Here is a 26,678-nt window from a genome sequence, read left to right as displayed (position 1 = left end):
ACCATGAGAGCGCTGACGGTAAACGAGCGGACCATCTCGGACGACACCGACGCCTACGTGATCGCGGAGATCGGCCACAACCACGAGGGCGACCTGGACAAGGCGGAGGAACTGGTCCGCCAGGCGGCCGCGGCCGGCGCCAGTGCGGTCAAACTGCAGAAGCGGGACAACCGCTCGCTCTACACCAAGGAGATGTTCGACGCCCCGTACACCGGGCGCAACAGCTTCGGCCCGACGTACGGAGCGCACCGCGAGTTCCTTGAGTTCGGGACCCGCGAATACACCCATCTCCAGCAGCTGTCGGCCGAGTTGGGGGTCGACTTCTTCGCGACCGCCTTCGACTTCGCCAGCGTGGACTTCCTGGCGGAGCTCGGCGTTCCGGCGATCAAGATCGCGTCCGGGGACATCCGGAACACCCCGCTGCTCGCCTACGCGGCGAAGGCGGGCATCCCGCTGATCGTGAGCACCGGCGGCGCCGACATGGAGGCGGTGCGCCGGGCCTGCGGCACCGTCCTGCCGCTCAACCCCGATCTCGCGCTGCTGCAGTGCACGGCGATGTACCCGGCCGAGCCGGAGACGCTGAATCTGGCCGTCCTCGGCACCTACCGGGCCGAGTTCCCGGACACGGTGGTCGGCTTCTCCGGGCACGACCTCGGCCCGTGGGCCGCCTGGACGGCGTACGCGCTCGGCGCCCGGGTGGTGGAGAAGCACGTCACCCTCGACTGCGCCCGGCCCGGCAGCGACCACAAGTTCTCCCTGGAACAGGCCGGCATCGCCGAACTCGTCGACGGGCTGAGCCGTGTGCGGCGCTCGCTGGGCGGCCCGGACAAGCAGGTCCTGCCGGGCGAGCGGCCCGCCATGCACAAGATGGGCAAGAAGCTGGTCGCCCACCGGGACCTGCCGGCCGGGCACCGGCTCACCCTGGAGGACGTGGCGATCAAGTCGCCGGGCGACGGGCTGACCCCCGACCGGCTCGCCGACGTGGTCGGCCGCCACCTCGCCCGGCCGCTGACGGCCGACGCCGACATCACCCTCGACGCCCTGGCGGACCGCTATGCCGGCCGCGATTGACCTGACCGGATCGGTCGCCGTCGTGACCGGCGTGTGCGGACGGCTCGGTCCGGTGTGGACCGACGCCCTCCTGGGCGCCGGAGCCGACGTGGTCGGTCTGGACGTACGGGACACCGTCGGGCCGGAGCTGCGGGCGGTACTGGACGCGCACGACCCGAAGCGGTTCACCCACCTGATCGCGGACGTCACCGACACCGACAGCCTGCGCGGCGCCCTCGACGCCTGCCGGGAACGGGCCGGGACGCCGACCGTCCTCGTCAACAACGCGGGCGTCGACAGCCCGCCGTCGGCCCAGGGCGGCAGCTGGCGCTTCGAGGACATCCCGGACGAGGTGTCCGCCGGCGTCCTCGCGGTCAACGCCCAGGGGACGCTGCGGATGTGCCAGGTGTTCGGCACCGAGATGGTCCGGGCGGGCGGCGGATCCATCGTCAACATCGGCTCGATGTACGGCGGCCTCGCCCCCGACCCGCGGATGTACGCCCACCTGCCGGTGGATCCGCCGTTCCTGAAGCCGCCCGCGTACGGCATGTCCAAGGCCGGCGTCGCCTCGCTCACCCGGTACCTCGCGGCGCTGTGGGGTCCGTCCGGGGTACGGGTGAACACCCTGTCGCCGGGCGGCGTGCTCGGCGCGCAGGACCCCGTGTTCCGGGGGAAGTTCGACGCCCGGGTGCCGCTGCGGCGGATGGCCGTCGCCGACGACCTGACCGGGCCGCTGCTGTTCCTCGCGTCCGACCTGAGCCGCTACGTCACCGGGACCGAACTCGCCGTCGACGGCGGATTCGGCTGCTGGTGACCCCGACCCCTCCCCGAGGAGAAGCCATGGACAGGTCCCTGGCCTGGATCCCACGCACCGAGTTCGACCGCGTCCTGGGCGGCGTCGGCGATCCGTACGACAGAGCCCTCGCCTTCGCCGCCCTGTCCCGGATCAACACCCTCTACATGATCAGCCGCGCAGGTTCGGGACACATCGGCTCCAGCTTCAGCGCGGCCGACGTGGTCGGCTGGCTGCTGTTGGAGGAGCTGGACCGGCCGTTCGAGGCCGACGGCGACGTGTACTTCTCGTCGAAGGGGCACGACGCGCCCGGACTGTACGCCGCGCTCATCGCGCTCGGCCGGCTCGACGAGGACCTCCTGCACCGGCTGCGGCGGATCGACGGACTGCCCGGGCACCCCGACGTCGGCACCCCCGGCATGCCCTTCAACACCGGCTCCCTGGGCATGGGCATCTCCAAGGCGAAGGGCCTGATCCTCGCCCACCGGCTGGCCGGCCGGACCTCCCGGGTGGTCGTGATGACCGGGGACGGCGAACTGCAGGAGGGCCAGAACTGGGAGGCGCTGCCCAGCGCCGCCCGGTACGGGATGGGCGAGCTGACCGTGGTCGTCGACCACAACCGCCTGCAGTCCGACACCTTCGTCACGGACGTCAGCGACCTCGGCGACCTGGCGGGGAAGTTCACCGCGGCGGGCTGGGGCGTCCTGCGCTGCGACGGCCACGACCCCCGGCGACTGGCGGAGGCGTTCGCCCGCCGCGCCGCGGACCACCCGGAACAGCCCGTGGTGATCATCGCGGACACGGTGAAGGGGGGCGGCTGCCCCACCTTCGCCGCCACCTCCATGGCGCCCGGCGAGTGGCGCTACCGCCACCACAGCGGCGCGCCGAGCCCCGAGGACCACGACTCCGCGTACCGGGAACTGACCGGCACCGCCGACGAGATCCTCCGCCGGCACGGCCTGCCGCCGCTGCGGCCGGTGGTCCGGGAGCTCGACCTGCCGGCTAAACCGGCCGGGGTACGGCTGCCCGAGCTGTACGGGCGGCTGCTCACCGACGCGGCGCGCGAGGATCCGCGGATCGTCGCGCTCGACGGCGACCTGGTGCTCGACACCGGCCTCATCCCGTTCCGCGACGCCCACCCGGACCGGTTCGTGGAATGCGGCATCGCCGAGCAGGACATGGTCTCGATGGCGGGCGGACTGGCGGCCGGCGGACTGCGGCCGTTCGTGCACTCGTTCTCCTGCTTCCTGCACGCCCGCCCCAACGAGCACATCTACACCAACGCCACCGAACGGCGGCCGGTGGTCTACGTCGGCTCGCTCGCCGGGCTGCTGCCCGCCGGGCCCGGACACTCCCACCAGGCCGTCCGCGACGTGTCGGCGCTGTGCGCCGTGCCCGGACTGACCATCCTGGAACCGTCCCACCCGGCCCAGCTGGACGCCGCCGTGCGCTACTGCCGCTCCACCCCGGACAGCGTCTACCTGCGCCTGTCCAGCCAGGTGGTGCCCGCCGAACTGGCCGACCTGCCGCCCGCGCCGCTGGTGGCCGGCCAGGGACGGGTGCTGCGCACCGGCGGCGACGCGGTCGCGTTCGGCGCCGGACCGGTGGTCCTCGGCCAGCTCCTCGGCGCCGCCGGCCTGCTCGCCGCCCGGGGCGTCGCGCTGACCGTGGTGGACCTGCCCTGGCACAACCGGATCGACCCGGCGTGGCTGGGCGAGCTGCTGGCCGATGTCCGGCACGTGTTCGTCGTCGAGCACCAGTACGAGCGCGGCGGCCAGGCCGACCTGATCGCCCGACAGCTGCTGGAGACGGGCGCCGGGGACGGGATCGCCTTCCGCGGCGTCGGCCTCACCGACGTCCCGCGCTGCGGCACGGACGCGGAAGTGCTGGCCGCGCACGGCCTGGACGCGGCGCACCTCGCGGACCTGATCGGCACGGACGTCCTCAAGGGCGCCCGGAACGAGGAGCCGGCCGCCCGGTAGGCCGCACCCGGTGCCCGCACCCGGTCCCGGCGTACCCCCCGTACCACCACCCCCGAACCCATGGGAGACCCATCGTGGAAACCGTCCGCAACGAGCTGCACCGCCCGCCCGAGGAGATCGTCGAGGGCTTCCGCGCGGTGCTCGCCGAGTACAGCCCGAGCTGCCTGGTCACCGACGCCCGGCGGCGGGTCGGCGCGATCGGCGGGCTGCTGCCGGTGAAGCACCACCACAAGATCGCCGGGCCGGCGCTCACCGTGAACCTCTCGATCGACGACCTGGTCGACTGCATGCCGGTGCTGGCCCGGGCCCAGGCGGGCGACGTGGTCGTGGTGGCCTGCCACGGCACCACCCGTACCGCCATGTGGGGCGGCCTCATGTCCACCCTGTCGCGGCAGATCGGGCTGGCCGCCGGCATCGTCGACGGCGCCATCCGCGACGTCGACGAGATCCGTGACCTGGACTTCCCGGTCTGGTACCGCAGCACCGTCCCGCGCCCCTCGCCGACCGCCGTGCACGACCGCACCGAGCCGGTGCAGGTGAACGTCCCAGTGGTGATCGACGGACAGGTCGTCCACCCGGGTGACATCGTGGTCGCCGACGAGAACGGCATCGCCGTCGTCCCGCGCGACGAGGGCGAGGCCGTGCTGGAGCGGACCCGGATGAACATCAGCCGGGAACGGGTGATCCGCGACAAGATCGCCTCCGGCCTGTCGGTCCCCGAGCTGATCGCCGAGTTCGGGCACCTGTGATGCGGGTCTACCTCACCGGCGCGGACGGGATGCTGGGCACCGCGCTGCGCCGCGAGCTCGCCATCCGGCCGGAGACCGCCGACTGGCCCCTCCTCGGGGTCTCCCTCGCCGACTTCGACATCGGCGACGAGGCCGCCGTCCGGGACTCGATCGCCGACTTCAAGCCCGACGTGGTGGTGCACACCGCCGCCAACGCGGTGGTCGACTCCTGCGAACGGGACCCGGAGTCGGCCCTGCGCGTCAACGTGGGCGGCACCCACCACGTCGCGGAGGCCTGCCGCCGGCACGGCAGCCGGCTGGTCTACATCTCCAGCGACTACGTGTTCGACGGCCGGGCGCCCGGGCCGGCCGGCTACAACGAGGACGACATCCCCGCCCCCGTCAGCGTCTACGGACTGACCAAACTGGCCGGCGAGCGGATCGTCGAGGCCGTGCCCGACCACCTCGTGGTCCGCACGTCCTGGCTGTACGGCGGGACCGACCCCAACCTCGACCAAGTCGTGGCCGCCGCCCGGGAGTTCCTCGACGGCGGCCGGCCGCGGCTGATCGACGACCAGTTCAGCAGCCCGACGTACATCCCCGACCTGGCCTCCGCGCTGGTACGGCTGCTGCCCGGCGCCCTCGCCGTGCGCGGCCTGCTGCACATCGCCAACCGGGGCCGGGCGAGCTGGTACCAGGTGGGTCTCGCGCTCGCCGAACGGCTCGGCACCGCCCTTCCGGTGCCGATGTCCATGGACGACGCGGGATTCGTCGGCGGCCGGCCGCGGGACTCACGCCTGGACAGCACCCGCGCCGCCGCCTTCGTGCACGCGATGCCCCACTGGACCGACGCCCTCGGCCGATACTGCGCCCGGCTCGGCACCTTCGACCGAGGACCGGTGGCCCCCTGATGTCCCCGCCGTTCCTGCTGCTGGACTTCGACGGCGTGGTCTGCGACACCGAACGGGCCGCGCTGCTTGCCTGGCAGGACCTCTACGACCGGCTCGGGGTGCCCCTGAGTCCGGACGTACGGGCCCGGATGCTCGGCAACTCGGCCGGAGCGCGCGTCGCGCTGGCCGATCTCGCCGACCGGCTCGGCCGGCCGGTCGGCGACGACGAGTGGCTCTGGCAGCGGCAGCGGCGGACCGTCCGGTGCGGTGTGGCACCGGTCCGGCCGGGCGTGGAACGGCTGCTGCGTACGGCCGAGGGCGCCGCGATCGTGTCCAGCGGCGCGGCCGGCTGGGTCGAGGAGCACCTGCGGCGGCTCGGGCTGCGCCGGTACTTCGACTTCCTGGTGACCGGCGACGACACCGAACGGCACAAACCGGCCCCGGACTTGTACCTGCTCGCCCTGGAACGCGCCGGGGTCGGCGCCGGCGACGCGCTGGCCGTCGAGGACTCGCCGCGCGGGGTCGAGGCGGCGCGGGCCGCCGGTCTACGCTGCGTGGCGGTGCCCTGGGAGCCGGCCCTGGCCCCCGGCCTGGCCGGCGCCGACGCGGTGCTGCCCAGCCTGGACGGGCTGGACCTGCGGCGCTATCAGCGGAACGAGGTGTGACGTGGAGATCACGGCGGACAACGCCCTGGAGGAACTGTCCCGGCACGTCCTGATGGACGGCCTGGACCTCGTACTGGACCTGGAACGCAGCCGCGGCAGCACCCTGGTCGACGCGCGCGGCGGCGAGACGTACCTGGACCTGATCACGTTCTACGGTTCGCTGCCCCTGGGCATGAACCACCCCGACATGGCCGGCGACCGGACGTTCCTCGCCGAACTCGCCCAGGCCGCGCTGCACAAGGTGACCAACTCCGACATCTACACCGCGCAGTACGCGCGGTTCGCGGCGGCGTTCCGCCGGGTGCTCGGCGACCCGGGGCTGCCGCACCTCTTCTTCATCGACGGCGGCGCCCTGGCGGTGGAGAACGCGCTGAAGGTGGCCTTCGACTGGCGGGCGCAGCGCCTGGGACTCGACCCGGCCGAGCCCCTCGAAGTCCTGCACATGGAACGGGCCTTCCACGGGCGCAGCGGCTACACCCTGAGCCTGACGAACACCGCGCCGGCGGTGACCGCGCGCTACCCCCGGTGGGCGTGGCCGCGCGTCCCGGCGCCCGGCCCTGGCGGCGTACAGGAGGCGGTCGAGGTCGCGCGCCGGCACCTGGCCGAGCGCGGCGACCGGATCGCCTGCTTCGTCGCCGAACCGGTGCAGGGCGCCGGCGGCGACCGGCACCTCGGGCGGGAGTTCCTGCTGCGCATGCAGGAGCTGTGCCACGCGTACGACGTGCTGTTCGTGCTCGACGAGGTGCAGACCGGGTGCGGCATGTCCGGCGCGCCGTGGACCTACCAGCGGCTCGGGCTCGAACCCGACGTGGTGGCCTTCGGCAAGAAGACCCAGGTGTGCGGCCTGATGGCGGGCGGCCGGGTGGACCAGGTGCCCGAGGGCGCGCTGGCCGTGCCGGACAGGCTCGGCTCCACCTGGGGCGGCAACACGGCCGACATGGTGCGGGCCACCCGGATCCTGGAGATCATCGAACGGGACGGCCTGGTGGCCGCGGCCGAGATCAAGGGCCGGCACCTGGGCCGGCTGCTCGCCGACCTGGCCGCCGCCCACCCGGCGCTGGTCCGCGACGTACGGGGCCTGGGTCTGATGTGGGCGTTCGACCTGCCGGATCCGGCCCGGCGTGACGAGGTCCTGGACCGCCTGCGCCGTTCCCACCGGGTGCTGCTGCTGCCCGGCGGAGGGAACGCCGTACGGTTCCGCCCGGCGCTGACCATCGGGCTCGACGAGCTGGACAAGGGGGTGGCCGCCCTGGACGCGGTGCTCACCTCGATGGGCGTACGGGAAACACCGTGAGCGCGTTCGAGCGCATCGCGACGGCCCATGACGCACCGATAGGGCACGGCCGGTATCGCCTACGGGTTCATAGGGGTTGTCCGGAGAAAGCGGCCCGGCCAGAATTCGGGCAGCTCTGTATAACGGCGGCAATCAAGGGGTGCGAGGGGTCATGAGCAATCCATTCGAGGACGACAATGCCTCCTACCGTGTTCTCGTCAACGCGGAGGAGCAGTATTCGCTGTGGCCGGATTTCGCGGAGGTCCCGGCCGGCTGGACCGTCGCCCTGCCGAGCACGACCCGGCAGGAGTGCCTGGACTACGTGAACGAACACTGGGTCGACATGCGCCCCAAGAGCCTGGTCGACGCGATGCGTCAGGACGGCTGAGCCGCCCGCTCCGACGACACCAGGGATCACCCGGCCGGGCCGGGTGATCCCTGACGCACGGCGGAACGCCCTCCCGTGCCTACGGGCCGGTGACCGGGCACGGCCTGGTCAGGCCCCCCGCTCCGTGGCTCCGCACGCGCGAGGAACGCACCCGACACCGTGGACACCCCCGGGCCGCCGGCCCCGGTTCCTTATCGGGACTCTTCCGTTTCCGCATCATTGCGGACACCCGCGCCCATGACGGCCGATAGCGCGCCGATAGCCGGTCGATGAGCCAGGCGGAAAACATGAGCTGCCGCATGCACGGATGACACAGCACCCGCCCGTATGCGACCTACTGCCTGGCCGAGAAATGACCATCCCTCTTTCTCACCGACCTATGGGAGGAGTTCGCGGTGGAACTGGTGGAGCGCGAAGCACCGTTGGCGCGATTGACCACGCTGGCCGAACAGGCGCGGGACGGACACGGACGTGCCGTCCTCGTCTCCGGGCCGGTGGCGGCGGGCAAGAGTGTGCTGGTGCACCACTTCGCCGATCGCGCCCCGGGCCTGGGGCTGCTTCCCCTGTCGGCGCTGGGATCCCGGGACGAACGGCACCTGACGCTCGGAGTGATGCGGCAGCTCGTGGACGACGCGCCGCTGGACCCCGAGAACCGGGCGCGGGCAGTCGCGCTGATCGAGGAAGGCGTCCACGGCGCCCGGCGCCCCGGCGGCGAGGAGCGGGTGGACGACACGGTCGTCCACGGCCTCAGCACCGTGCTGCTGGATCTGGCCGAAAGGCATCCGCTGTACCTCGCCGTCGACGACGTGGAGCAGGCCGACCAGGCCTCGCTGACCTGCCTGGCGTACCTGGCACGGCGGCTGAACAGCGCTCGGGTGCTCGCCGTGTTCACCCACAACGGGCACGGCTGCGACACCGCGTTCCGCTTCGGCGCCGACCTGCTGCGACAGCCCACCTGCCACCGCGTCGAGGTGACACCGCTCTCCCCGGCGGGCGTACGGAAGCTGACCGCCCTGCACCTGGGCGGATCGGTCGCCGACGCCCGGTACGCCGACTGGCACGCCCACAGCGGAGGCAACCCGCTCCTCGTCGAGGCACTGGTCCGCGACTACCTGGGCGGCGGCGAGGCGGGCCCGCGCTACCGCGAAGCCGTCCTGTCCAGCCTGCGCCGCGGCTGCCCGGACATGGTTCACGTGCTGGCCGGCTACGTGGTCCTCGGCGAACTCGACCACCTGGACGGCCTGGTGGACCTGAGCCCGGCCCGTACCACCGAGGCGGTGCACGCGCTGATCGCCGGCGGACTGCTCACGATGGACGGCTTCCGGCACCCGGCGGCCCGCGACGCGGTGGTCGGCGCGATCGAGGCCGGCGAACTCGCCCGGCTGCACGCCCGCGCGGCCGTCCTCGCCCACGAGCGCGGCGCCGGCACCACGGTGATCGCCGACCACCTGCTGCGCGCGGGCGCTCCCGCCGACGGCAGCGTGCTCCAGGAGCCGTGGGCGCTGCCGACCCTGGAGGACGCCGCGGCGCACGCCGTCCGCGACGGTGCCGCCGGCCGGGCCGTGGACTGCCTCCGGCTGGCCCGGCTGGTCTGCGCGGAACCGCGCCGCCGGGCCCGGATCACCGCCTCCCTCGTCCGGGCCGAGTGGTGCATCAACCCCGGCGTGTCCAGCGGCCGGCTCGGCGAACTCGTCGAGGCGATGCGCGAGGGCGGCCTGCGCGGCGCCGACGCGCTGACGCTGGCCCGGGCGCTGCTCTGGCACGGCCGCTTCGACCAGGCCCAGGAAGTCCTCGGCCATCTCGCCGTCGCCGGACAGGCGACCGACCCGGAGACGGCCACCGAGCTGCAGATCACCCGGCGCCGGCTGCGGCACAGCTACCCGTCCTTCCTGGCCGCCCTCGGCCCGCGGAGCGGCACGGGACGGCCGCCCACCCACTCGGTGAGCGCCGACCGCCGACTGCGGGCCGTGTCCGCGCTGGCCGCCGTCCTCGGCGAAGGCCCCCATCCGGAGGCCGTCAGCATGGCGCAGCGGGTGCTCCACGGCACCCGGCCCGACGAGTTGTCCACCGAGACCGTCGAAAGCGCCCTGCTCGCCCTGGCGTTCAGCGGACGGGCCGAGCGCGCGACGGCCTGGTGCGACCTGTTCCTCGATCAGGTGCGGGCCCGGCACACCCCGAGCCGGCAGGCGAGGCTCAGCGCCGTACGCGCCGAAATCTCCCTGCGCAGAGGCGATTTGAGCGACGCGCGGCGGTACGCGGGGGAGGCGCTCGCCGTCCTTCCGGCGATCAGCTGGGGCGTGACCGTCGGCGCGCCGCTGAGCACCCTGATCCTCGCCACCACCGCTATGGGTCGCTACGACGAGGCCCAGACCTATCTCGACCACCGGGTCCCGGAGGCGATGTTCGACACCCGCTACGGCATGCACTACCACTACGCGCGGGCTCGATTCGGGCTCGCCACCGGGCACTTGGAGATGGCGCTTGAGGATTTGCGCCGCTGCGGGGCCAAGTTGTGCCAGTGGGGGATCGACACCCCCGGCCTGATCCCGTGGCGCACCGACGTCGCCGAGGTGTACCTGGGACTGGGCCGGCCGGACGAAGCGAAGCGGATGCTCGAGGAACAGTCGGCCAAGTTCACCGTGATGCCGAACCGGGTCCGGGGCACCGCGATCCGCGTCCTGGCCGGCGCGGGCGCCCCGGCGCGCCGGCCGGCGCTGCTGCGGCAGGCGGCCGAACTGCTGCAGTCCGACGACGGCGACCGGTACGAACTCGCCCTGGCCTTCGCCGATCTGGCCCGGGCGTACCGGACCCTGGGCGAGTTCCGGCGGGCCGCGGCGGCCGAGCGGCGCGCGGTCAGCGTGGCCGCCGACTGCCAGGCCGAGGCACTGGTCCGGGGCCTGGCGGTGGAGAGCGCCACCGCGGCGCCGACCCCGGCCGACGGCGGCGACGGACTCACCGAGGCGGAGCGCCGGGTCGCCGCGATGGCCGCGGTCGGCTGCTCGAACCGGGAGATCGCCGAGGACCTGCACGTCACGGTCAGCACGGTCGAGCAGCACCTGACCCGCACGTACCGCAAGCTGCGGATCAGCCGCCGCGCCGAACTGCCGTCCCTGCTCGGCGGATCGGCGACGGTGGACCTCACCGACGCACGGCGGCGCTGAGCGCGCCGCCCGGACCGCGCGCGAGGCCCCGGCTGCCGTCCTTCATGTGAACCGCACCGTTTTCCGCCGTCGCATACCCGACTACCGTGCACACATGCTCACTGGACAGACCCGAACGGGTTGGGTAGATATGATGCTGGTGCGTAGCTGACCGGCGGAAACTATGTCGTGGATGTGAAGGACGGTCATGCGCTTTCGTTTACTCGGGCCGTTGGAAGTGGCCGGTCCTGGTGGCCCAGCGCTGATCACCGCGGAGCGTCAGCGCGTCGTGTTGGCGGTTCTGCTGCTCGAACCCAACCGGATCGTCCCGATGGGCCGGCTCATCGACGCCGTCTGGGGCGAGTCCCCGCCCCCCACCGCCCGCGCCCAGATCCAGATCTGCGTCTCCATGGTCCGCGCGAGCATGGCGAAGGTCGGCCTGCCCGACGTCATACAGACCAGGTCGCCGGGGTACCTCGCCGAGGTCGGGGACGACGAGCTGGACCTGCATGTCTTCGAGCGGGCCGCGGCGGCCGGACGTACCGCCGCGGAGGCCGGCCGCTTCGAGGAGGCGGCCTCCGCCTTCGAGACCGCGCTCGGACTCTGGCGCGGGTCCTCGTGCTTCGGCGGCGGCATCAGCAGTACGGCCCTCGAAGCCCCGGCCGCGCGCCTGGACGAACAGCGGCTCGCCGTCGTGGAGCAGTGGGTGGACGCGCGGCTGGCCCTCGGCCTGCACCAGCAGTTGGTGGCGCGGCTGATCGATCTCGTCATGCAGAACCCGCTGCGCGAACGGCTGCGCGCCCAGCTCATGATGGCGCTGTCCCGGTCGGGCCGGCAGGCCGAGGCGCTGGAGGTGTACCGGCGCGGCCGGCGCGAGCTGGTCGACGAACTCGGGATCGAGCCGGGGGAGGAGCTGCGCCGGCTGCAGGAGTCGATCCTCTCCGGCCGGCTGGACGGCGGACCGGCGGCACCGGTTCCGCCCGAGGCGCCCGTCCTGCCCGCCGCCGTAGCGGCCACACTCGCGGTGCCCGCCGTGCCCGCGGCATCGGCCGTCTTCGCGGCCCCGGCCGCGACGGCCGTCGAACCCCCGGCGGTGCCCCGCCTGTTGCCGGGCGCGATCGCCGACTTCACCGGCCGCGACGGCCTGCTCGCCCAGCTGGAGGACGCGCTCGAAGAGGCCACGGAGACCTCGTACGCGATGCGCATCGTCTCGATCACCGGCCGGGGCGGCGTCGGCAAGACGACTCTCGCGATACACCTCGGACACTCTCTGGCGAATCGTTTCCCCGACGGCCAGATGTTCGCCAAACTACGCGGCCCCTCGGCGCAGCCGATCCCGCCGACCCGGATTCTCGAACGCTTTCTGCGCAGCCTGGGCATACCGGGCTCGGCGGTGCCGTCGAGTCTTGAGGAACGGGCGGAACTGTTCCGGAACTTGGTCGCCGACAAGCGCGTCCTGATCGTCCTGGACGACGCGATCGACGAGGAACAGGTCCGCTGGCTGCTGCCCGGATCGTCCACCTGCCCGGTCCTCATCACGAGCCGGTCCCGGCTGGCCGGCCTGGAGGGCACACGGTCCGTCCGGATCGACGTGTTCTCCACCGAGCAGGCGCTGCAACTCCTCAGCCGGATCCTCGGGGCCGACCGGATCCACAGCGAACTGACCAGCGCCCTGCAGCTGATCAAGCTGTGCGGCAATCTCGCGCTGGCCCTGCGGATCGTGGCGGCGCGGCTGGCCGCCCGGCCGCACTGGCCGCTGAGCAAGATGGTGGCGCGACTCCACGACGAGAGCCAGCGCCTCGACGAGCTGACCCACGGCGGGGTCGGCGTCCGGGCCGGCCTGGCCATGGCCTACCAGGGCCTGCCGGCCGACGCCCAACGCCTGTTCCGGCGGCTCTCGATGCTGGAGGCGGCGGAGTTCTCCAGCTGGGTCGCGGCGCCCCTGCTCGACCTCGCCGTGACGGAGGCCGAGGACACCCTGGAATTCCTCGTCGACGCCCAGCTCGTCGACGTCGAGGTGGTGGAGGGCCGCCGCACCCGCTACCGGCTGCACGACCTGGTCCGCGTCTACTCCCAGGAGTGCCTGGCCGCGTACGAGAGCACCGCCGAGCGGTCGCTCGTCCTCGGCCGCGTCCTGAGCACCTGGCTGCTCCTGGTCGAGGAGGCGCACCGGCGGGCGTACGGCGGGGACCACACGCTGATCCACGGACAGGCGCCGCGCCTGCCCCTCGACCCGTCGGTCACCGACCGCGAACTGGCCGACCCGCTCCGGTGGTTCGAGGACGAACGGGTCAGTCTGATCACCGCGGTCCGGCAGGCCGCGGGCGCGGGCCTCGACGAACTCTGCTGGGATCTGGCGCTGACCCTGGTCACGCTGTTCGAGATGTACGGCTACTTCGACGACTGGCGTACGACGCACGAGATCGCGCTGGAGATCACCCGGCGGCACGACAACCGGCGCGGCCAGGCGGCGATGCTGTACTCCCTCGGCTCGCTGCACATGTTCGAGTACAAGCTGGACGAGGCGCGCGGCCGGCTGGGGCTCGCCCGCGAGCTGTTCCGCCAGGTCGGCGACGTACACGGCGAGGCGCTGGCACTGCGCAATCTCGCGTTCGCCGACCGGATCCAGGGCCGGCTCGACGAGGCGATGGAGGGCTACGAGAAGGCGCTGGTCATGCTCTCCGGCGTGAACGACTCGACCGCCGAGGCGCACGTGCTGAGCAACATGGCCCAGATCCACCTGGACCGCGGTCTGATCGCGGAGGGGAAACAGACCATGGTGGCCGGGCTGGCCGCGGTGGAACGGTCCGGAAACCAGCGGGTGCGCGCGCAGATCCTGTGCCGCCTCGGCGAGGCGCATCTGCAGATCGACGAGGTGACCGAGGCCGAGTACGTGTTCAGCCAGGCGCTGGAGACCGTCCGCTCGGTCGGCGACCCGGTGGGCGAGTGCTACGCGCTGCGCGGTCTGGCCGTCGTCCGGTCGCGCCAGGGCAGCCACGGCGCGGCGTACGAGATGCTGGAACAGGCGATGGTGATCGCGTCGCAGGCCCACGAGTATCTCGCCATCGGCCGCATCCAGCTCTCGCTCGGCGAGGTCGCCGCGGACAAGGACGACCACGACCAGGCCAAGGAGCACATCGGCGTGGCCCTGGACATCTTCGGGCGGATCAAGGCCACCCGGTGGCAGAAGGAGTCGGCGCGCCTCATGAGCGAGGTCTGCGCGGCCTCCGACGACGCGGCCGGGGCCGCCGCCTACGCCCGGGCCGGCTCGGGATGACGGCGTCCCGTCCGGGCGGCCGGGGCCGGGGCCGGGGCCGGACGGTGGGGCGGGAAGGATCCGCCGTGGCAGCGGCGGGGTGTTGTTCGCTGACGGGGCATATCCGGTGTCCCGTCCTACAGAGGATGCAAACGATGAGGCCGGTGTTACGTGAAGCTGGGAGTGTGTGTCTCTGATGGAACCAACGGGCAGCCCGTCGACGGGCTGATGATCCGCATCGAACGGCCGCGCCTGGACGAGTGGGAGACCGTGTGGCGCGGGCTGACCGGTACGGACGGGCGGCTGGACCGTCCGTCCCTCCCGGAGGACACCCCGGGGCCGTTCCGGCTGGTCCTGGAGACGGCGCGGTATTTCACGACACTCGGGATGCGGCCGTTCTACAGCCACATCGCGGTCGCGTTCAGCGAGTGGGAGACGGACCGGGAGATCCCGATCATGATCGCCCCGCACGGTTACGCGGTGTGTGCCGTCGGCCCGTAGCCGCGGCGGCACGTGACCGACGCCCGACGACGGGCGAATCCACCTCGGTGAATTTCCTGGGGTGCCGGGCCCGGTGCGGTCCGGCGATGTCGTCACCGGTACGGACGGATCCCGTGCCGGCGTCGAAGAGGCGCGGGCGGGCGAAGGCGATCCCTTCCCCTCGCATCTCGCCGGGTAGGGCGGCGGCCGTCGCGCTGTCCACGCCGACCGGCTGCGACCGGCTGCGACCGGCTGCGACCGGCGCCGAGGGGCGCCGAGGGGCCGGGCGCGCGCGAGCCGCGGCGTTCCGGAACCGGACGCTTAGCGAGCACTTAGCGTTCTGGTAGGACGACGAAAAGGGAACTCGCTAAAACTGGAGGAGTCCACCCCCCCGACCTCCGGGTCATGAATTTCCTCATGGGAGATCGATATGTCGGCTCTGCTGTCCTTCCTCGCCGGTTTCGCGGGCTTCTACACGCCGAACGACACCATCTGGGGCTGACGTTCCCCGACGCAGGGCACGCGCATCCCGATGACGCGATGACGCGCGATGGCACGTGATGGCGTGACGACACGCGATGGCGGGCGTGACGACGGGATGGCGAGACGACGAGGCGGTCCGTCCGTACGGAGCACGGCCCGGACGGACGGATCGCACGCGGCCGGTGCGCGCGAGTGCCCCCACGTACCGGCCCGACGACGCGGGATGGGATGCGGGAGCGATGGCAAGACGGAGGCGGACGCGGCCGGGAAACGGCCCGGGACGACAGGGCGGTGACGTCCGATGAGCATCTCGGTCCGGGTCGTCGACTCCACCAGTGGCTGCTCGGTCGCCGAGCTGGCCGTCACCCTGCACGCCCGGGAGAACGGCGCGTGGCCCGTCGTGGCCCGGGCGCGGACCGACAGCGCGGGAAGGATCGCCTCACTGTCCGGCCGGGCCCTGCCGCGCGGGTCCTACCGCCTGGTCTTCGACACCGGCGCGTACTTCGCCGAGCGGGCGGTCGACAGCCTGTACGCCGAGGTCATCGTCTCGGTCCACTACCAGGGCGATCCGAGCCACCTGCATGTTCCGCTGCTGCTCAGCCCGTTCGCGTACACCACCTACCGCGGGCCCGCCCCGAAGGCGGTGGCGGCCGAGCAGGCGTGAGACCGCGAGGATCCGCCCGCGCGCCGCGCGCCGCGCGGGTACGGGACGACCAGCCGGCCTTCCGCACGCGGCGTGCGCCTGCCGATCCGGCGCAGGGCGTACCGCTAGCAGAAGGGAGGGAAGAGTTGTCCGACGAATCGCGGTCGACGATCATCACCATGCCGGTGGAATCCCTGCTGCCGGCGGACTCGCCGCGCCTGGCGGGTCTGAACGCGGACCATGTACGGGCGCTGGCGGAGTGCGGGGCCGAGTTCGAACCGATCCTCGTGCACCGCGGCACGGGCCGCGTGATCGACGGCATGCACCGGCTGCGGGCCGCGATCCTGCGCGGGGAACCCCGTATCGCGGTCCGCCAGGTCGACGGCACGGCGGCTGATCTGTTCATCCGCGCGGTGCAGGCCAATACCGGCCATGGTCTTCCGCTGACCCTCGGCGACCGCAAGGCGGCCGCCCGGCGCATTCTCGCCACCCACCCCCACTGGTCCGACCGGGCCATCGCCGCCGTCACAGGGGTCTCGCCGAAGACCGTAGGGGCTGTGCGGGGGAGATGTTCGAGTGAGGAATCTCCTCAGTCGAATCCTCCGGCCCCACCGGTCCCGCGCGTCGGACGGGACGGCCGGGTGCGCCCGGCGGACATGCCGGAACGGCGTGAGAAGGCCCGGTCCCTGCTGGTCGAGCGGCCCCGCGCCACCTTGCGCGAAGTGGCCCAGGAGGCCGGTGTCTCGGTCAGCACCGCGCACCGGCTGCGGCAGGAACTGCGGTCCGGCGCGGCGGCCTCGGAAGCCGGCCCCCGGAGACCGGGTGCCGCGGCCGGTCTCGCCCCCGAGGACGCCGCGTGTCCGGCCCCGCTCGTGGTCGCGGCGTCCCCACGCCCCTCCGGCCGGGGCTCCTTGGTTCCTCTGACCTCCCTCCCGGCCCCCGCGGACGCCACCTCGCGGGGGCCCGCGCGTATCCGGGTGAGGGCCCTGGACGTCCTCGCCAACGATCCCTCGATCCGCTTCACGGACAGCGGCCGCGCCCTGCTGCGGTGGCTCAACGGCCAGGCCCAGGGACTCGCGGCGGGCGAGGAGTTGCTGGCCGCCGTCCCGCCGCACTGCGCCCGGGCCCTCACCGAGGTGGTGAGCCACTACGCGAGAGAGTGGGAGCGGCTGGCCGCCGGACTGCAGCGGACCGACCCGTTGAACGGCTCCTGGCGAACGGCCCGTTGAGCCCCCGTCGCTGAGGCCACGCCCGGTCGGCCTCGTCGCCCCGGTCTGTCGGCCCACCCCGAGCGCCGCCGCGCCGCGCCCTGCTGCGCCGTGCCGCGTCCCGCCGGCCGTGCCGCGGGCGCCCACCGCCGAACGAATCCTTGAGCGGCCCCCGCGTGAGGCCGCGCTGTCGGCGTGCCCGGGGCCTTTCCAGGGGCATGTGCCGAGCGTGAGAAATCGCCCGTGACGTAGTTCACGTTTGCGGCGAGAATCGCGCCCCTTTCCTTCCCTTTGTTCGGTGCCACTGTGGCGTAAACACCCCTTTAACGGACTCCCGTGTACGAGGGAAACCTTCTGTGGAGCCCGCTTCGTGGCTACGGTGAGACGCGAAACGAGGGGGCAGGCGACGCGCCCCGGGACCCACGGCCGCGCCCCTCCCCTCGCCCGGATCCGTTCCGCTGATCCGAGTGACGCGGTCCGCGCGTCTTCGACCTCGGGTTCCCCGGCTGCCGGTGGCAGCCCGTCAGCGGCGGGCCGACGCCCCGCACGACGTCGCCGCGCCGGAACCCGAGACGGACCGCGGACAGGTGACTGGCAGGCCCATGCGGCAGATGCGATGTGTGCTGACAGGAGCAGAGTGAACATCTCGGTGGACGACGCCAGAGTCAAGGCCAAGGCGCTGTACGAGGCCCGCGCGACGGGCTGCCCCATCCCTCCCTTCACCGACGAGCAGCCGGCGCTGGACATGCGCGACGGATACGCCATCCAGCGCGAGCTGGTCGGGATGCTCACCGCCGCCGGCGACCGCGTCGTCGGCTACAAGGCGGGCCTCACCTCCGTCCCGATGCAGCAGATGCTCGGGGTCGACACCCCGGACTACGGACCGGTGCTCGGCTCGACGGTGTACGAGAGCGGGGCCACCGTGCCGGGCGGGGCGTTCATCGCGCCCAAGGTCGAGGCGGAGATCGTGTTCAGGCTCGGCACGCCGCTCCAGGGCCCCGGGGTCACCGTCGCCGCCGCGCGGGAGGCGATCTCCGAGGTCATGGCCGGGCTCGAGATCGTCGACTCCCGGATCGAGGGCTGGCGGATCCGGCTCGCGGACACGATCGCCGACCTCGCGTCGAACGGCGCGGTGGTGCTCGGCCCCCCGGTCGCGCTGCCCGGCGACTGCGACGTACGCCTCATCGGCATGGCGTTCTCCCGTGACGGCGAGCTCGTGGCGACCGGCGCCGGCGCCGCCGCCCTGGGGGATCCGGCCGCGGTGGTCGCCTGGCTGGCGAACGTCCTCGGCGAGCACGGGGTGACGCTCGAAGCGGGCCAGCTGATCATGACGGGCGCGCTCCACGCGGCGGTGCCGATGTCTCCCGGCGACAGCTTCGTGGCCGAATTCGATCGCTTGGGCACCGTCACGCTGCACGTGGGCGACGCACCGACGCCGCAGGCCTAGGGCCGAACCCGCCGCGACGAATCTCCAGACAGGGAAGGGCGATGCAGCCATGAAGCGAAACGGGCGCCTGCCCGTGGCCGTCCTCGGCGCCGGCCTCATCGGAGTCGATCTGGCCGAGAAGATCATGCGTTCGGAGTTACTCGACTGCGGTCTGGTCGTGGGACGCGACGCGAACACGCCGGGCCTGCGGCAGGCGGCCGAACTCGGTCTTCCCATCGGCACGCGCGGCATCGAGTCCCTGCTGGAGGCCCCGCGCCCGTTCCGCATCGTCTTCGACGCGACCAACGCCCTGGCCCACGCCGAGCACGCGGAACGCCTGGGCCTGGCGGGCGTCAAACTCGTGGACCTGACGCCGAGCAAGGTGGGGCGGATGGTCGTCCCGAGCGTCAACGGCGCGGACGTCCTGGACTGCGACGACGTCAACATGATCAGCTGCGGCGGCCAGGCGTCGATCCCGGTCCTGCACGCGATCACCCGGAACCACCGGGTCGAGTACGTCGAAGTCGTCACGACGGCCGCCAGCCCGAGCGTCGGCCGCTCCACCCGGCTCAACCTGGACGAGTACGTCGAGACCACCCAGGACGCGGTCCGCGACTTCACCGGTGTCAAGGACGTCAAGGCGATCCTCAACATCAGCCCCGCCCGACCGCCGGCGACCTTCCGGGTCGCCATGTCGCTGCTGGGTGAAGGCTTCGGTACGGCGTCGGTGGACGCCGCCGTGACGGCCGCGGCCGAGCAGGTCCGCGCCTTCGCCCCGGGCTACCGGATCACCGCGTGCGTCGTGGAGGAGACCAAGGTGTTCGTCGCCGCGGAGGTCACGTCCTCCGGCGGCCGCATCCCGAAGTACGCGGGCAACCTCGACATCATCAACTCCGCCGCGGTCCATGTCGCCGAGCAGTGCGCGGCGGTCGGCCTGGCGGGCATCGGTACGGAGACGTCATGAGCGCGAGCGCACCGTCCGGCGGCACCGGAAAGCCGGTCCTCATCTACGACGCGTCCCTGCGCGACGGCCACCACGCCGTCCGGCACCAGCTGGGCCGTGACCAACTGCGCGCCTACGCGGAGGCCGCGGACGCCGCCGGCATCCCGATGGTCGAGGTGGGCCACGGCAACGGGCTCGGAGCCTCCTCGCTCCAGGTCGGACAGGCCCGGCTCAGCGACGACGAGATGCTGTCGATCGTCCGCGAGTCCCTCCGCGACAGCGCGATGGCCGTCTTCATGCTGCCGGGCTGGGGCACGACCGCGGACCTCAGGCGGGCCATCGCCCACGAGGCGGACGTCGTCCGGATCGGCACCCACTGCACCGAAGGAGACCTCGCCGAACGGCACTTGGGCTTCCTTCGCGAGCAGGGCGTCCAGGCCCAGGCCGTCCTCCTGATGAGCCACATGACGAGCGCCGAGCGGCTGGCGCACGAATGCGCCCGCCTCGTGGAGTTCGGCGCGAACGCGGTGGGCATCATGGACTCCTCCGGCCACTACCTTCCGGCCGACGTCACCGAGCGGATCGGCGCCATGCGGGCCGCCGTCGAGGTGCCCGTGATGTTCCACGCCCACAACAACCTCGGCATGGCGGTCGCGAACTCGATCGCCGCCGTCGAGGCGGGCGCGGACATCCTGGACGCCTGCGCCCGCGGCTTCGGGGCGGGCGCCGGGAACACCCAGCTCGAAGTCCTCGTACCCGTCCTCGAACGGATGGGCTTCTCGACGGGCATCGACCTGTACGGACTGCTGGACGCGGCCGACCTCGCCGAGCGCACGCTCATGCCGGCCCCGCCCACCATCGACTCGGTGAGCGTCGTCAGCGGACTGGCCGGGGTGTTCTCCGGATTCAAGACCCGGGTCCTGGACATCGCGCGGCGCGAGGACGTCGACCCGCGTGACGTCTTCTTCGAACTGGGCAAGCGGCAGGCCGTGGCGGGCCAGGAGGACCTCATCGTCGAGGTGGCCCTCGCGCTGAAAGCGGCGCGCAGCGCGTGAACCGCCGCGGACCCGCGGCGTGTCGGTCGGGTGAGGACAACGAGGGAAGAGCCAGCCGTGGACGACGTACTCAAGGACATCCTGGTCAACGAACTGCACGTACGCGAGGAGGACATCGTCCCCACGGCCACCCGTGAGGAGGTCGGCCTCGACTCCCTGGCGGTGCTGGAACTCGCCACCGCCCTGCACGAACGGCTCGGCATCGAGGTGTACGACTACGAGCTGCTGGACGCCGGCACCGTCGCCGACGTGGCCCGACTGGTGGCCGAACGGCGGCCGGGAGCCTGAGCCCCACTGTCGATCCGGGCGCCGCGCGCACGACCGGGCGCGGCGGTGTCCCCTCCACCGGGAGTCCCATGTCTTCTCCACCCCTGCGCGCCGCCCCACCCCTGCGCGCGGTCCTCGGAACCCTCGCCTCCTACCAGCCGGCCGACGGCCTCTACGATTCGGCCGCGCGGCCGAGCCCGCTGTCGGCGAACGAGTCACCGCACGACCCGCTCCCCGGCATCGTCGAGGCCATCGCGGAGGCCGGCGCCACCGTGAACCGCTATCCGGACCCCGGCTGCGGACCGCTGATCCGCGCCCTCGGCCGGGCCCACGGGATCACGGAGGACCGGATCGCGGTCGGCGCCGGCTCCCTGGCCCTCCTGCAGACCCTGTTCCAGTCGGTCGCCGATCCCGGCGCCGGCGTCGACGCCGTGTACGCCTGGCCGTCGTTCGAGGTCTACCCGACACTCGCCGCGCTGGCCGGCGTGGCATCCGTACACGTGCCGCTGACCGACGACACGCACGACCTGCGGGCCATGGCCGCCCGGATCACCCCGCGGACCCGGCTCGTCATCGTCTGCAACCCCAACAACCCGACGGGCACGGTCGTCGGCTTCGAGGAACTCCGGGCATTCGTCGCCTCCGTGCCGCCGACCTGCCTGGTGGCCGTGGACGAGGCGTACCACGAGTACGTCCGGGACCCGGCCGCGTCCAGTGCCCTGCCGTTGTGCGCCACGTATCCGAACCTGGTCGTCCTGCGCACCTTCTCGAAGGCCTACGGACTGGCCGGCCTGCGGACCGGCTATCTGGTCGGGGACGCCCGCGTCGTCGAGCGACTGCGCCGGGCCTGCCTGCCGTACGCGGTGACCTCCGTCGCGCAGCGGGCGGCCGTCGCGGCCCTCGGACTCGAGGACCGGCTGCTGCGGCGCGTCGACGACACGGTCGCGGAACGCACCCGCGTACGGGACGCCCTGACGCGCGGCGGCTGGGACGTCCCGGACAGCCAGGCCAACTTCCTCTGGCTGCGCCTGGGCCCGTACGCCGCCGAGTTCGGCGCGTGGTGCGCGGAACAGGGCATCGCGGTCCGGGCGTTCCCGGACGTGGGCGTACGGGTGTCGCTCGGTTCCACCGAGGACGACGACCGGTTCCTCGCGGCGGCGGACGCGTGGCGCTCCGTGCCGCGGCCGGCCGAGGCGGCCGGTCCAGGGCAGACGCATCAGGTCCGAGAGGCGGCACAGACATGACCACTCTTCCCACCCCGCGCGAGGCCCTGGCCCCGGAGACGGCCTCCCGGCACGTGGTGGTCGCGCCGGGCATGTGCAGCGGCGGCTCGCTGGTCTTCGGCCGGATCGGCGACTGGACCTGGGAGGTGGTGAGCGCGTCGTGCCGGACCAATGTGCACGCCGCCCGCACCGCCGAGGGAGACCCCGCCTACCTGTCCTTCTACTACTTCCATGTGCGCGGCGGAGACGTCGTACACCCGCATGGGCTCACCTTCGGCGACGAACTCCGGGTCGACTCCCGGGCCTTCCAGTTCGGCAGCCAGTCGGTCATCACCCTGCACCGGCTGGCCCCCGCCGGCCTGGAGCTGCCCGAGGGGCCGCTGGACCCGGCGGAGGTGTACGAACACCCGCACCCGCACTGCCTCTACGCCGAGAACTTCAACCGCTGGATCGCCCGCACCACCGCGGGCAGCAACCGGGGTCTCGCCCAGGTGGCGCCCGCGGACTTCACCTACCAGGACCTGGCACCGCTGCCGAACGCCTACTCGCCCCGCTCCCTCGTGGGCCGGGCCCGCGCCACGGGAAGCTTCCTGCCCGCGGATCCGCCCGGTTTCTACGAGGCCGGACTGCCCCAGACCTTCGCGTACACCCTGGACGTCGTACGCGATCTCAACGGCGCCGGACTGATGTACTTCGCCTCGTACTTCGCCGTCTTCGACACGATGCTGCTGCGGCTGTGGCGCGCGCTGGGACGCACCGACGAACAGTTCCTGCGGCGCAAGGTGACCGACCAGAAGATCGGCTACTTCGGCAACGCCGACCCCGGCACCGTCTTCTCCGTCACCGTCCGCAGATGGCGGAGCATCCACTCCCAGAACGTCGAGGTGGCCGACATGGCCCTGCGCGACGCGGCGACCGGGCAGCTGATAGCCGTCACCTCGATCGAGATCGACACCGCTTCCTCGGGGTGTGCGTGATGCCCCGGCCGCCCGCCTCGCCGGGGACCCCGCCCCGGACGGAGCAGACGAACGGTGATGTCCCCGGGGCCGATGCTCCTGGCGCGACGGTGTGGCTGACCGGACTGCCCAGCGCGGGCAAGACCACGATCGCGCGGACGGCGGCCGCGGAACTGCGGTCCGCCGGACGCCGGGTGCACATCCTGGACGGTGACGAACTGCGCGCCCACCTGACGGCCGATCTCGGGTTCTCCCGCGCGGACCGGAACACCAACGTCCAGCGCGTCGGGTTCGTGGCGGAGTTGCTCGCCTCGCACGGGGTGACGGTGCTGGTGCCCGTCATCGCCCCGTACGCGGACGCCCGCGCGGCGGTGCGCGCACGGCACGAGGCCGCGGGCACGCCGTACGTCGAGGTGCATGTGGCCACGCCGGTCGAAGTGTGCGCCGTACGTGACGTGAAGGGTCTGTACGCGCGGCAGGCGGCGGGCGAGATCAGCGGGCTGACCGGGGTCGACGACCCGTACGAACCGCCGGCCGCACCCGATCTGCGGATCCCGGCACACGAGCAGAGCAAGGCGGAGTCGGCGCGGGCGCTGGTCGCGCTGCTGCGGGAGAAAGGGCTGGCATGACGACGGCGACGACACGGTCCGGGACCACCGACCACCCGTGCACGCTGACCCACGCGGACGTACTGGAGTCGGAGGCGGTGCACATCTTCCGTGAGGTGGCGGGGGAGTTCGAGCGGCCGGTGATCCTGTTCTCCGGCGGCAAGGACTCCATCGTCATGCTGCATCTGGCACTGAAGGCGTTCGCGCCCGCTCCGGTGCCGTTCGCGCTGCTGCACGTGGACACCGGACACAACTTCCCGGAAGTCCTGGAGTACCGGGACCGTGTGGTGGCGGCACACGGGCTGCGCCTCCATGTGGCCTCCGTACAGGACTACATCGACCGCGGTGTGCTCAAGGAACGCCCCGACGGAACGCGCAATCCACTCCAGACGCTGCCGCTGACGGAGAAGATCCGCACGGAACGCTTCGACGCGGTCTTCGGCGGCGGGCGGCGCGACGAGGAGAAGGCCCGCGCCAAGGAACGGGTGTTCAGCCTCCGGGACCAGTTCTCGCAGTGGGACCCGCGCCGCCAGCGGCCCGAGCTGTGGCAGCTCTACAACGGGCGCCACGCGCCCGGCGAGCACGTGCGTGTCTTCCCGCTGTCCGACTGGACCGAACTGGACGTCTGGCAGTACATCGCCCGCGAGGGCATCGAACTGCCCGAGATCTACTTCGCCCACGAGCGTGAGGTCTTCCCGCGCTCCGGGATGTGGCTGCCCGTGGGGGAGTGGGGCGGCCCCCAGGACGGCGAGACCGTGGAGAAGCGGCGCGTCCGCTACCGCACCGTCGGCGACATGTCCTGCACCGGCGCCGTCGACTCCGACGCGATGACCCTGGACCAGGTGATCGCGGAGATCGCCGCGTCCCGGCTGACCGAACGGGGCGCGACCCGCGCCGACGACAAGCTGTCCGAGGCCTCCATGGAGGACCGCAAGCGCGAGGGGTACTTCTGATCATGACGACGATCGCGAGCACGGAACCCTCGACCACCGCCCTCCTGCGGTTCGCCACCGCCGGTTCCGTCGACGACGGCAAGTCCACGCTGGTGGGCCGGCTCCTTCACGACTCCAAGTCGGTGCTCGCCGACCAGATGGAGGCCGTGGAACGCGCGTCCGCCGGCCGCGGCCAGGACACCCCCGACCTCGCGCTGCTCACCGACGGCCTGCGCGCCGAACGCGAACAGGGCATCACCATCGACGTCGCCTACCGCTACTTCGCCACCCCGACGCGGCGGTTCATCCTGGCCGACACCCCCGGGCACGTGCAGTACACCCGGAACATGGTCACCGGCGCCTCCACCGCCGACCTGACCGTGATCCTCGTCGACGCCCGCAACGGCGTCGTCGAACAGACCCGCCGCCACGCGGCGATCGCCGCACTGCTCCGCGTCCCGCACGTCGCCCTGGCGGTCAACAAGATGGACCTGGTCGGCCACCGGGAGTCCGTCTTCGCCGCGATCGCCGAGGAGTTCACGGCGTACGCGACCGACCTCGGCATCCCCGAGATCACCGCGATCCCGATCTCGGCCCTGGCCGGCGACAACGTCGTCGAGCCCTCGGCGCACATGGACTGGTACAGCGGTCCGACGGTCCTCGAACACCTGGAGACGGTCCCCGTCGCCCACGACGCGTCGCCCCGCCACGCCCGGCTGCCCGTGCAGTACGTCATCCGCCCGCAGACCGCCGAACACCCCGACTACCGCGGCTACGCCGGCCAGATCGCCGCCGGTTCCTTCCGCGTCGGCGAACCGGTCACGATCCTGCCGTCCGGCCGTACGACCCGAATCTCCGGCATCGACCTGCTCGGCCGGCCGGTCGACACCGCCTGGAGCCGCCAGTCGGTGACCGTCCTGCTGGAGGACGACCTCGACGTCGCGCGCGGCGACCTGATCGTGCCGACCGGCGACGCCCCGGCGACCACCCAGGACATCGAGGCGACCGTCTGCCACGTGGCCGACCAGCCCCTGACCGTCGGCCACCGGGTGTTGCTCAAACACGGCACGCGCACGGTCAAGGCCATCGTGGAGGACATCCCCTCCCGCCTCAGCCTCGACGACCTCTCCCAGCGTCCCCACCCGGCCCGGCTCGACGCCAACGACATCGCCCGCGTCCGCATCCGCACCGCGGCCCCCCTCCCCGTCGACCCCTACGCCACCTCCCGCCGCACCGGTTCCTTCATCCTCATCGACCCCAGCGACGGCACCACCTTGACGGCCGGCATGATCGGCGACTCCTTCACCACCCCGGCCCCACCCCAGGACGAGACGCCCGACGACGGCTGGGACTTCTGAAGCGAGCGGAGACCGGAACACCGACGGGACCACACGCGGCACCCCACATCGGTGGTGAGCCCCCTCCCGCGCTACGGGGCGGGAGGGGACAGCTAGGTCATGTGCTGGATCAGAAGCACAGGACGCTGACGGCAGCTTTCCAAGGGTAGGCATCGAGGTCGCCTTGGTGAGGCTTGTGCGTGGTGGGGGATCTGTCCGGAGGTGTGTATACGTAGGGGGGCGGAGCTACCCCCGCGGGTGCGGGGACGACGCGCCGGGCGCCGGGCGGCCGGAGCAGTCGCTGGAACTACCCCGCGGGTGCGGGGACGACGAGGCCCGGTACTGGACCATGACCGAGATGGTCGAACCACCCCCGCGGGTACGGGGACGACGCCAGTACGCCCGCGCGGGCACGACTGCGGCGGGAACTACCCCCGCGGGTGCGGGGACGACGCTAGTGACCTGAGTCGGAGATTCGTCGGCAGTAGGTGGCGAGTTTGTCGAGGATCTCGTCGGCTGTCTTTGTCCATACGAAGGGTCTGGGGTGCTCGTTCCAGTCGGTGAGCCAGGCTCGGATGTCGCGTTCGAGGGCTTGGACGGAGCGGTGGACGCCGCGCTTGAGCTTCTTCTGTGTGAGCTCGGCGAACCATCGCTCGACCAGGTTCAGCCAGGACGCGCTGGTGGGAGTGAAGTGCAGATGGAACCGCGGGTGGGCCAGCAGCCACTTCTTGATGTCGAGTGTCTTGTGAGTCGCGTAGTTGTCGAGGATCAGGTGGACCTGAAGGCCGGCGGGGACTTCCTTGTCGAGCTTGACCAGGAACTTCCTGAACTCCGCTGCCCGGTGGCGGCGGTGGAGCGAGCCGATGACCTTGCCGGTCGCCACTTCCAGGGCGGCGAACAAGGTGGTGGTGCCGGCCCGGATGTAATCGTGGCTGCGGCGTTCGGGGACACC

The 26,678-nt window shown here is 72.3% G+C and carries 23 protein-coding genes; 22 read left to right on the top strand and 1 reads right to left on the bottom strand.

The features are described 5' to 3' along the window. The first annotated feature begins 3 nt into the window (after positions 1-3). The 22 genes from ABZ693_RS22295 to ABZ693_RS22190 all read left to right on the top strand — a co-directional run bounded on the left by ABZ693_RS22295 (position 4) and on the right by ABZ693_RS22190 (position 25,747). Positions 4-1,071, top strand: a complete 1,068-nt coding sequence (locus tag ABZ693_RS22295; protein WP_359879948.1) for an N-acetylneuraminate synthase family protein — start codon at positions 4-6, stop codon at positions 1,069-1,071. Further along, positions 1,055-1,864, top strand: a complete 810-nt coding sequence (locus ABZ693_RS22290; RefSeq protein WP_359879944.1) for an SDR family oxidoreductase — start codon at positions 1,055-1,057, stop codon at positions 1,862-1,864. The genes ABZ693_RS22295 and ABZ693_RS22290 overlap by 17 nt, the downstream gene beginning before the upstream one ends. Before the next feature lie 26 nt (positions 1,865-1,890). Continuing rightward, a complete protein-coding gene (locus tag ABZ693_RS22285) occupies positions 1,891-3,825 on the top strand; it encodes a thiamine pyrophosphate-binding protein (RefSeq protein WP_359879942.1) in 1,935 nt (644 codons plus the stop codon). A gap of 74 nt (positions 3,826-3,899) precedes the next feature. Further along, positions 3,900-4,574 carry an RraA family protein gene (locus ABZ693_RS22280; protein WP_359879939.1) on the top strand — a complete coding sequence of 225 codons (675 nt, stop codon included), beginning with the start codon at positions 3,900-3,902 and terminating at the stop codon, positions 4,572-4,574. Next, a complete protein-coding gene (gene rfbD, locus ABZ693_RS22275) occupies positions 4,574-5,464 on the top strand; it encodes a dTDP-4-dehydrorhamnose reductase (protein WP_359879936.1) in 891 nt (296 codons plus the stop codon). The genes ABZ693_RS22280 and rfbD overlap by 1 nt, the downstream gene beginning before the upstream one ends. Further along, the gene (locus ABZ693_RS22270; RefSeq protein WP_359879933.1) at positions 5,464-6,108 is read left to right on the top strand and encodes an HAD family hydrolase; all 645 of its coding nucleotides are present in this window, start codon (positions 5,464-5,466) and stop codon (positions 6,106-6,108) included. The genes rfbD and ABZ693_RS22270 overlap by 1 nt, the downstream gene beginning before the upstream one ends. Position 6,109: 1 nt before the next feature. After that, positions 6,110-7,402, top strand: coding sequence for an L-lysine 6-transaminase (lat, locus tag ABZ693_RS22265; protein ID WP_359879931.1), 1,293 nt, complete (start codon positions 6,110-6,112; stop codon positions 7,400-7,402). A gap of 151 nt (positions 7,403-7,553) precedes the next feature. Next, positions 7,554-7,769: an MbtH family protein gene (locus tag ABZ693_RS22260; RefSeq protein ID WP_359879928.1), complete on the top strand. Its 216-nt coding sequence runs from the start codon at positions 7,554-7,556 to the stop codon at positions 7,767-7,769. A 395-nt stretch (positions 7,770-8,164) separates the two neighbouring features. Then, the gene (locus ABZ693_RS22255; RefSeq protein WP_359879926.1) at positions 8,165-10,930 is read left to right on the top strand and encodes an AAA family ATPase; all 2,766 of its coding nucleotides are present in this window, start codon (positions 8,165-8,167) and stop codon (positions 10,928-10,930) included. 187 nt (positions 10,931-11,117) lie between these two features. Beyond that, positions 11,118-14,186, top strand: coding sequence for an AfsR/SARP family transcriptional regulator (locus tag ABZ693_RS22250; RefSeq protein WP_359879924.1), 3,069 nt, complete (start codon positions 11,118-11,120; stop codon positions 14,184-14,186). 150 nt (positions 14,187-14,336) lie between these two features. After that, positions 14,337-14,666, top strand: coding sequence for a hydroxyisourate hydrolase (locus ABZ693_RS22245; protein ID WP_359879921.1), 330 nt, complete (start codon positions 14,337-14,339; stop codon positions 14,664-14,666). 763 nt (positions 14,667-15,429) lie between these two features. Then, complete coding sequence (gene uraH, locus ABZ693_RS22240; RefSeq protein WP_359879918.1) at positions 15,430-15,792, top strand: hydroxyisourate hydrolase; 363 nt, start codon at positions 15,430-15,432, stop codon at positions 15,790-15,792. Positions 15,793-15,917: 125 nt separating this feature from the next. Next, positions 15,918-17,000, top strand: a complete 1,083-nt coding sequence (locus ABZ693_RS22235) for a ParB/RepB/Spo0J family partition protein (RefSeq protein ID WP_359879915.1) — start codon at positions 15,918-15,920, stop codon at positions 16,998-17,000. A 616-nt stretch (positions 17,001-17,616) separates the two neighbouring features. Beyond that, positions 17,617-18,426 carry a 2-keto-4-pentenoate hydratase gene (locus tag ABZ693_RS22230; protein WP_359879912.1) on the top strand — a complete coding sequence of 270 codons (810 nt, stop codon included), beginning with the start codon at positions 17,617-17,619 and terminating at the stop codon, positions 18,424-18,426. A 49-nt stretch (positions 18,427-18,475) separates the two neighbouring features. Continuing rightward, positions 18,476-19,369: an acetaldehyde dehydrogenase (acetylating) gene (locus ABZ693_RS22225; RefSeq protein ID WP_359879909.1), complete on the top strand. Its 894-nt coding sequence runs from the start codon at positions 18,476-18,478 to the stop codon at positions 19,367-19,369. Continuing rightward, a complete protein-coding gene (dmpG, locus tag ABZ693_RS22220) occupies positions 19,366-20,403 on the top strand; it encodes a 4-hydroxy-2-oxovalerate aldolase (RefSeq protein ID WP_359879906.1) in 1,038 nt (345 codons plus the stop codon). The genes ABZ693_RS22225 and dmpG overlap by 4 nt, the downstream gene beginning before the upstream one ends. 57 nt (positions 20,404-20,460) lie before the next feature. Further along, positions 20,461-20,691 (top strand): acyl carrier protein, encoded by a 231-nt coding sequence (locus tag ABZ693_RS22215; protein WP_359879904.1) that lies wholly within the window; start codon positions 20,461-20,463, stop codon positions 20,689-20,691. A 68-nt stretch (positions 20,692-20,759) separates the two neighbouring features. Next, on the top strand, positions 20,760-21,914 hold the full coding sequence (locus ABZ693_RS22210) for a histidinol-phosphate transaminase (RefSeq protein ID WP_359879901.1): 1,155 nt from the start codon (positions 20,760-20,762) through the stop codon (positions 21,912-21,914). After that, positions 21,911-22,870 (top strand): LnmK family bifunctional acyltransferase/decarboxylase, encoded by a 960-nt coding sequence (locus ABZ693_RS22205; RefSeq protein ID WP_359879899.1) that lies wholly within the window; start codon positions 21,911-21,913, stop codon positions 22,868-22,870. The genes ABZ693_RS22210 and ABZ693_RS22205 overlap by 4 nt, the downstream gene beginning before the upstream one ends. Beyond that, entirely contained in the window at positions 22,870-23,478 is a 609-nt protein-coding gene (gene cysC / locus ABZ693_RS22200; RefSeq protein WP_359879896.1) for an adenylyl-sulfate kinase, read from the top strand. The genes ABZ693_RS22205 and cysC overlap by 1 nt, the downstream gene beginning before the upstream one ends. After that, a complete protein-coding gene (gene cysD, locus ABZ693_RS22195; RefSeq protein ID WP_359879894.1) occupies positions 23,475-24,410 on the top strand; it encodes a sulfate adenylyltransferase subunit CysD in 936 nt (311 codons plus the stop codon). The genes cysC and cysD overlap by 4 nt, the downstream gene beginning before the upstream one ends. 2 nt (positions 24,411-24,412) lie before the next feature. Then, positions 24,413-25,747, top strand: coding sequence for a sulfate adenylyltransferase subunit 1 (locus ABZ693_RS22190; RefSeq protein WP_359879892.1), 1,335 nt, complete (start codon positions 24,413-24,415; stop codon positions 25,745-25,747). A 433-nt stretch (positions 25,748-26,180) separates the two neighbouring features. On the opposite strand, the gene ABZ693_RS22185 is transcribed toward ABZ693_RS22190, so the two are convergent. Next, positions 26,181-26,678 (bottom strand): IS630 family transposase (locus ABZ693_RS22185; protein ID WP_359879889.1); only part of this gene is annotated, 498 nt, incomplete at its 5' end.

The organism is Streptomyces laurentii (assembly GCF_040635425.1).
Lineage (GTDB): Bacteria > Actinomycetota > Actinomycetes > Streptomycetales > Streptomycetaceae > Streptomyces > Streptomyces laurentii.
Note: the sequence above shows the minus strand (reverse complement) of the source record. Positions and strands in the feature narration are given on the sequence as shown.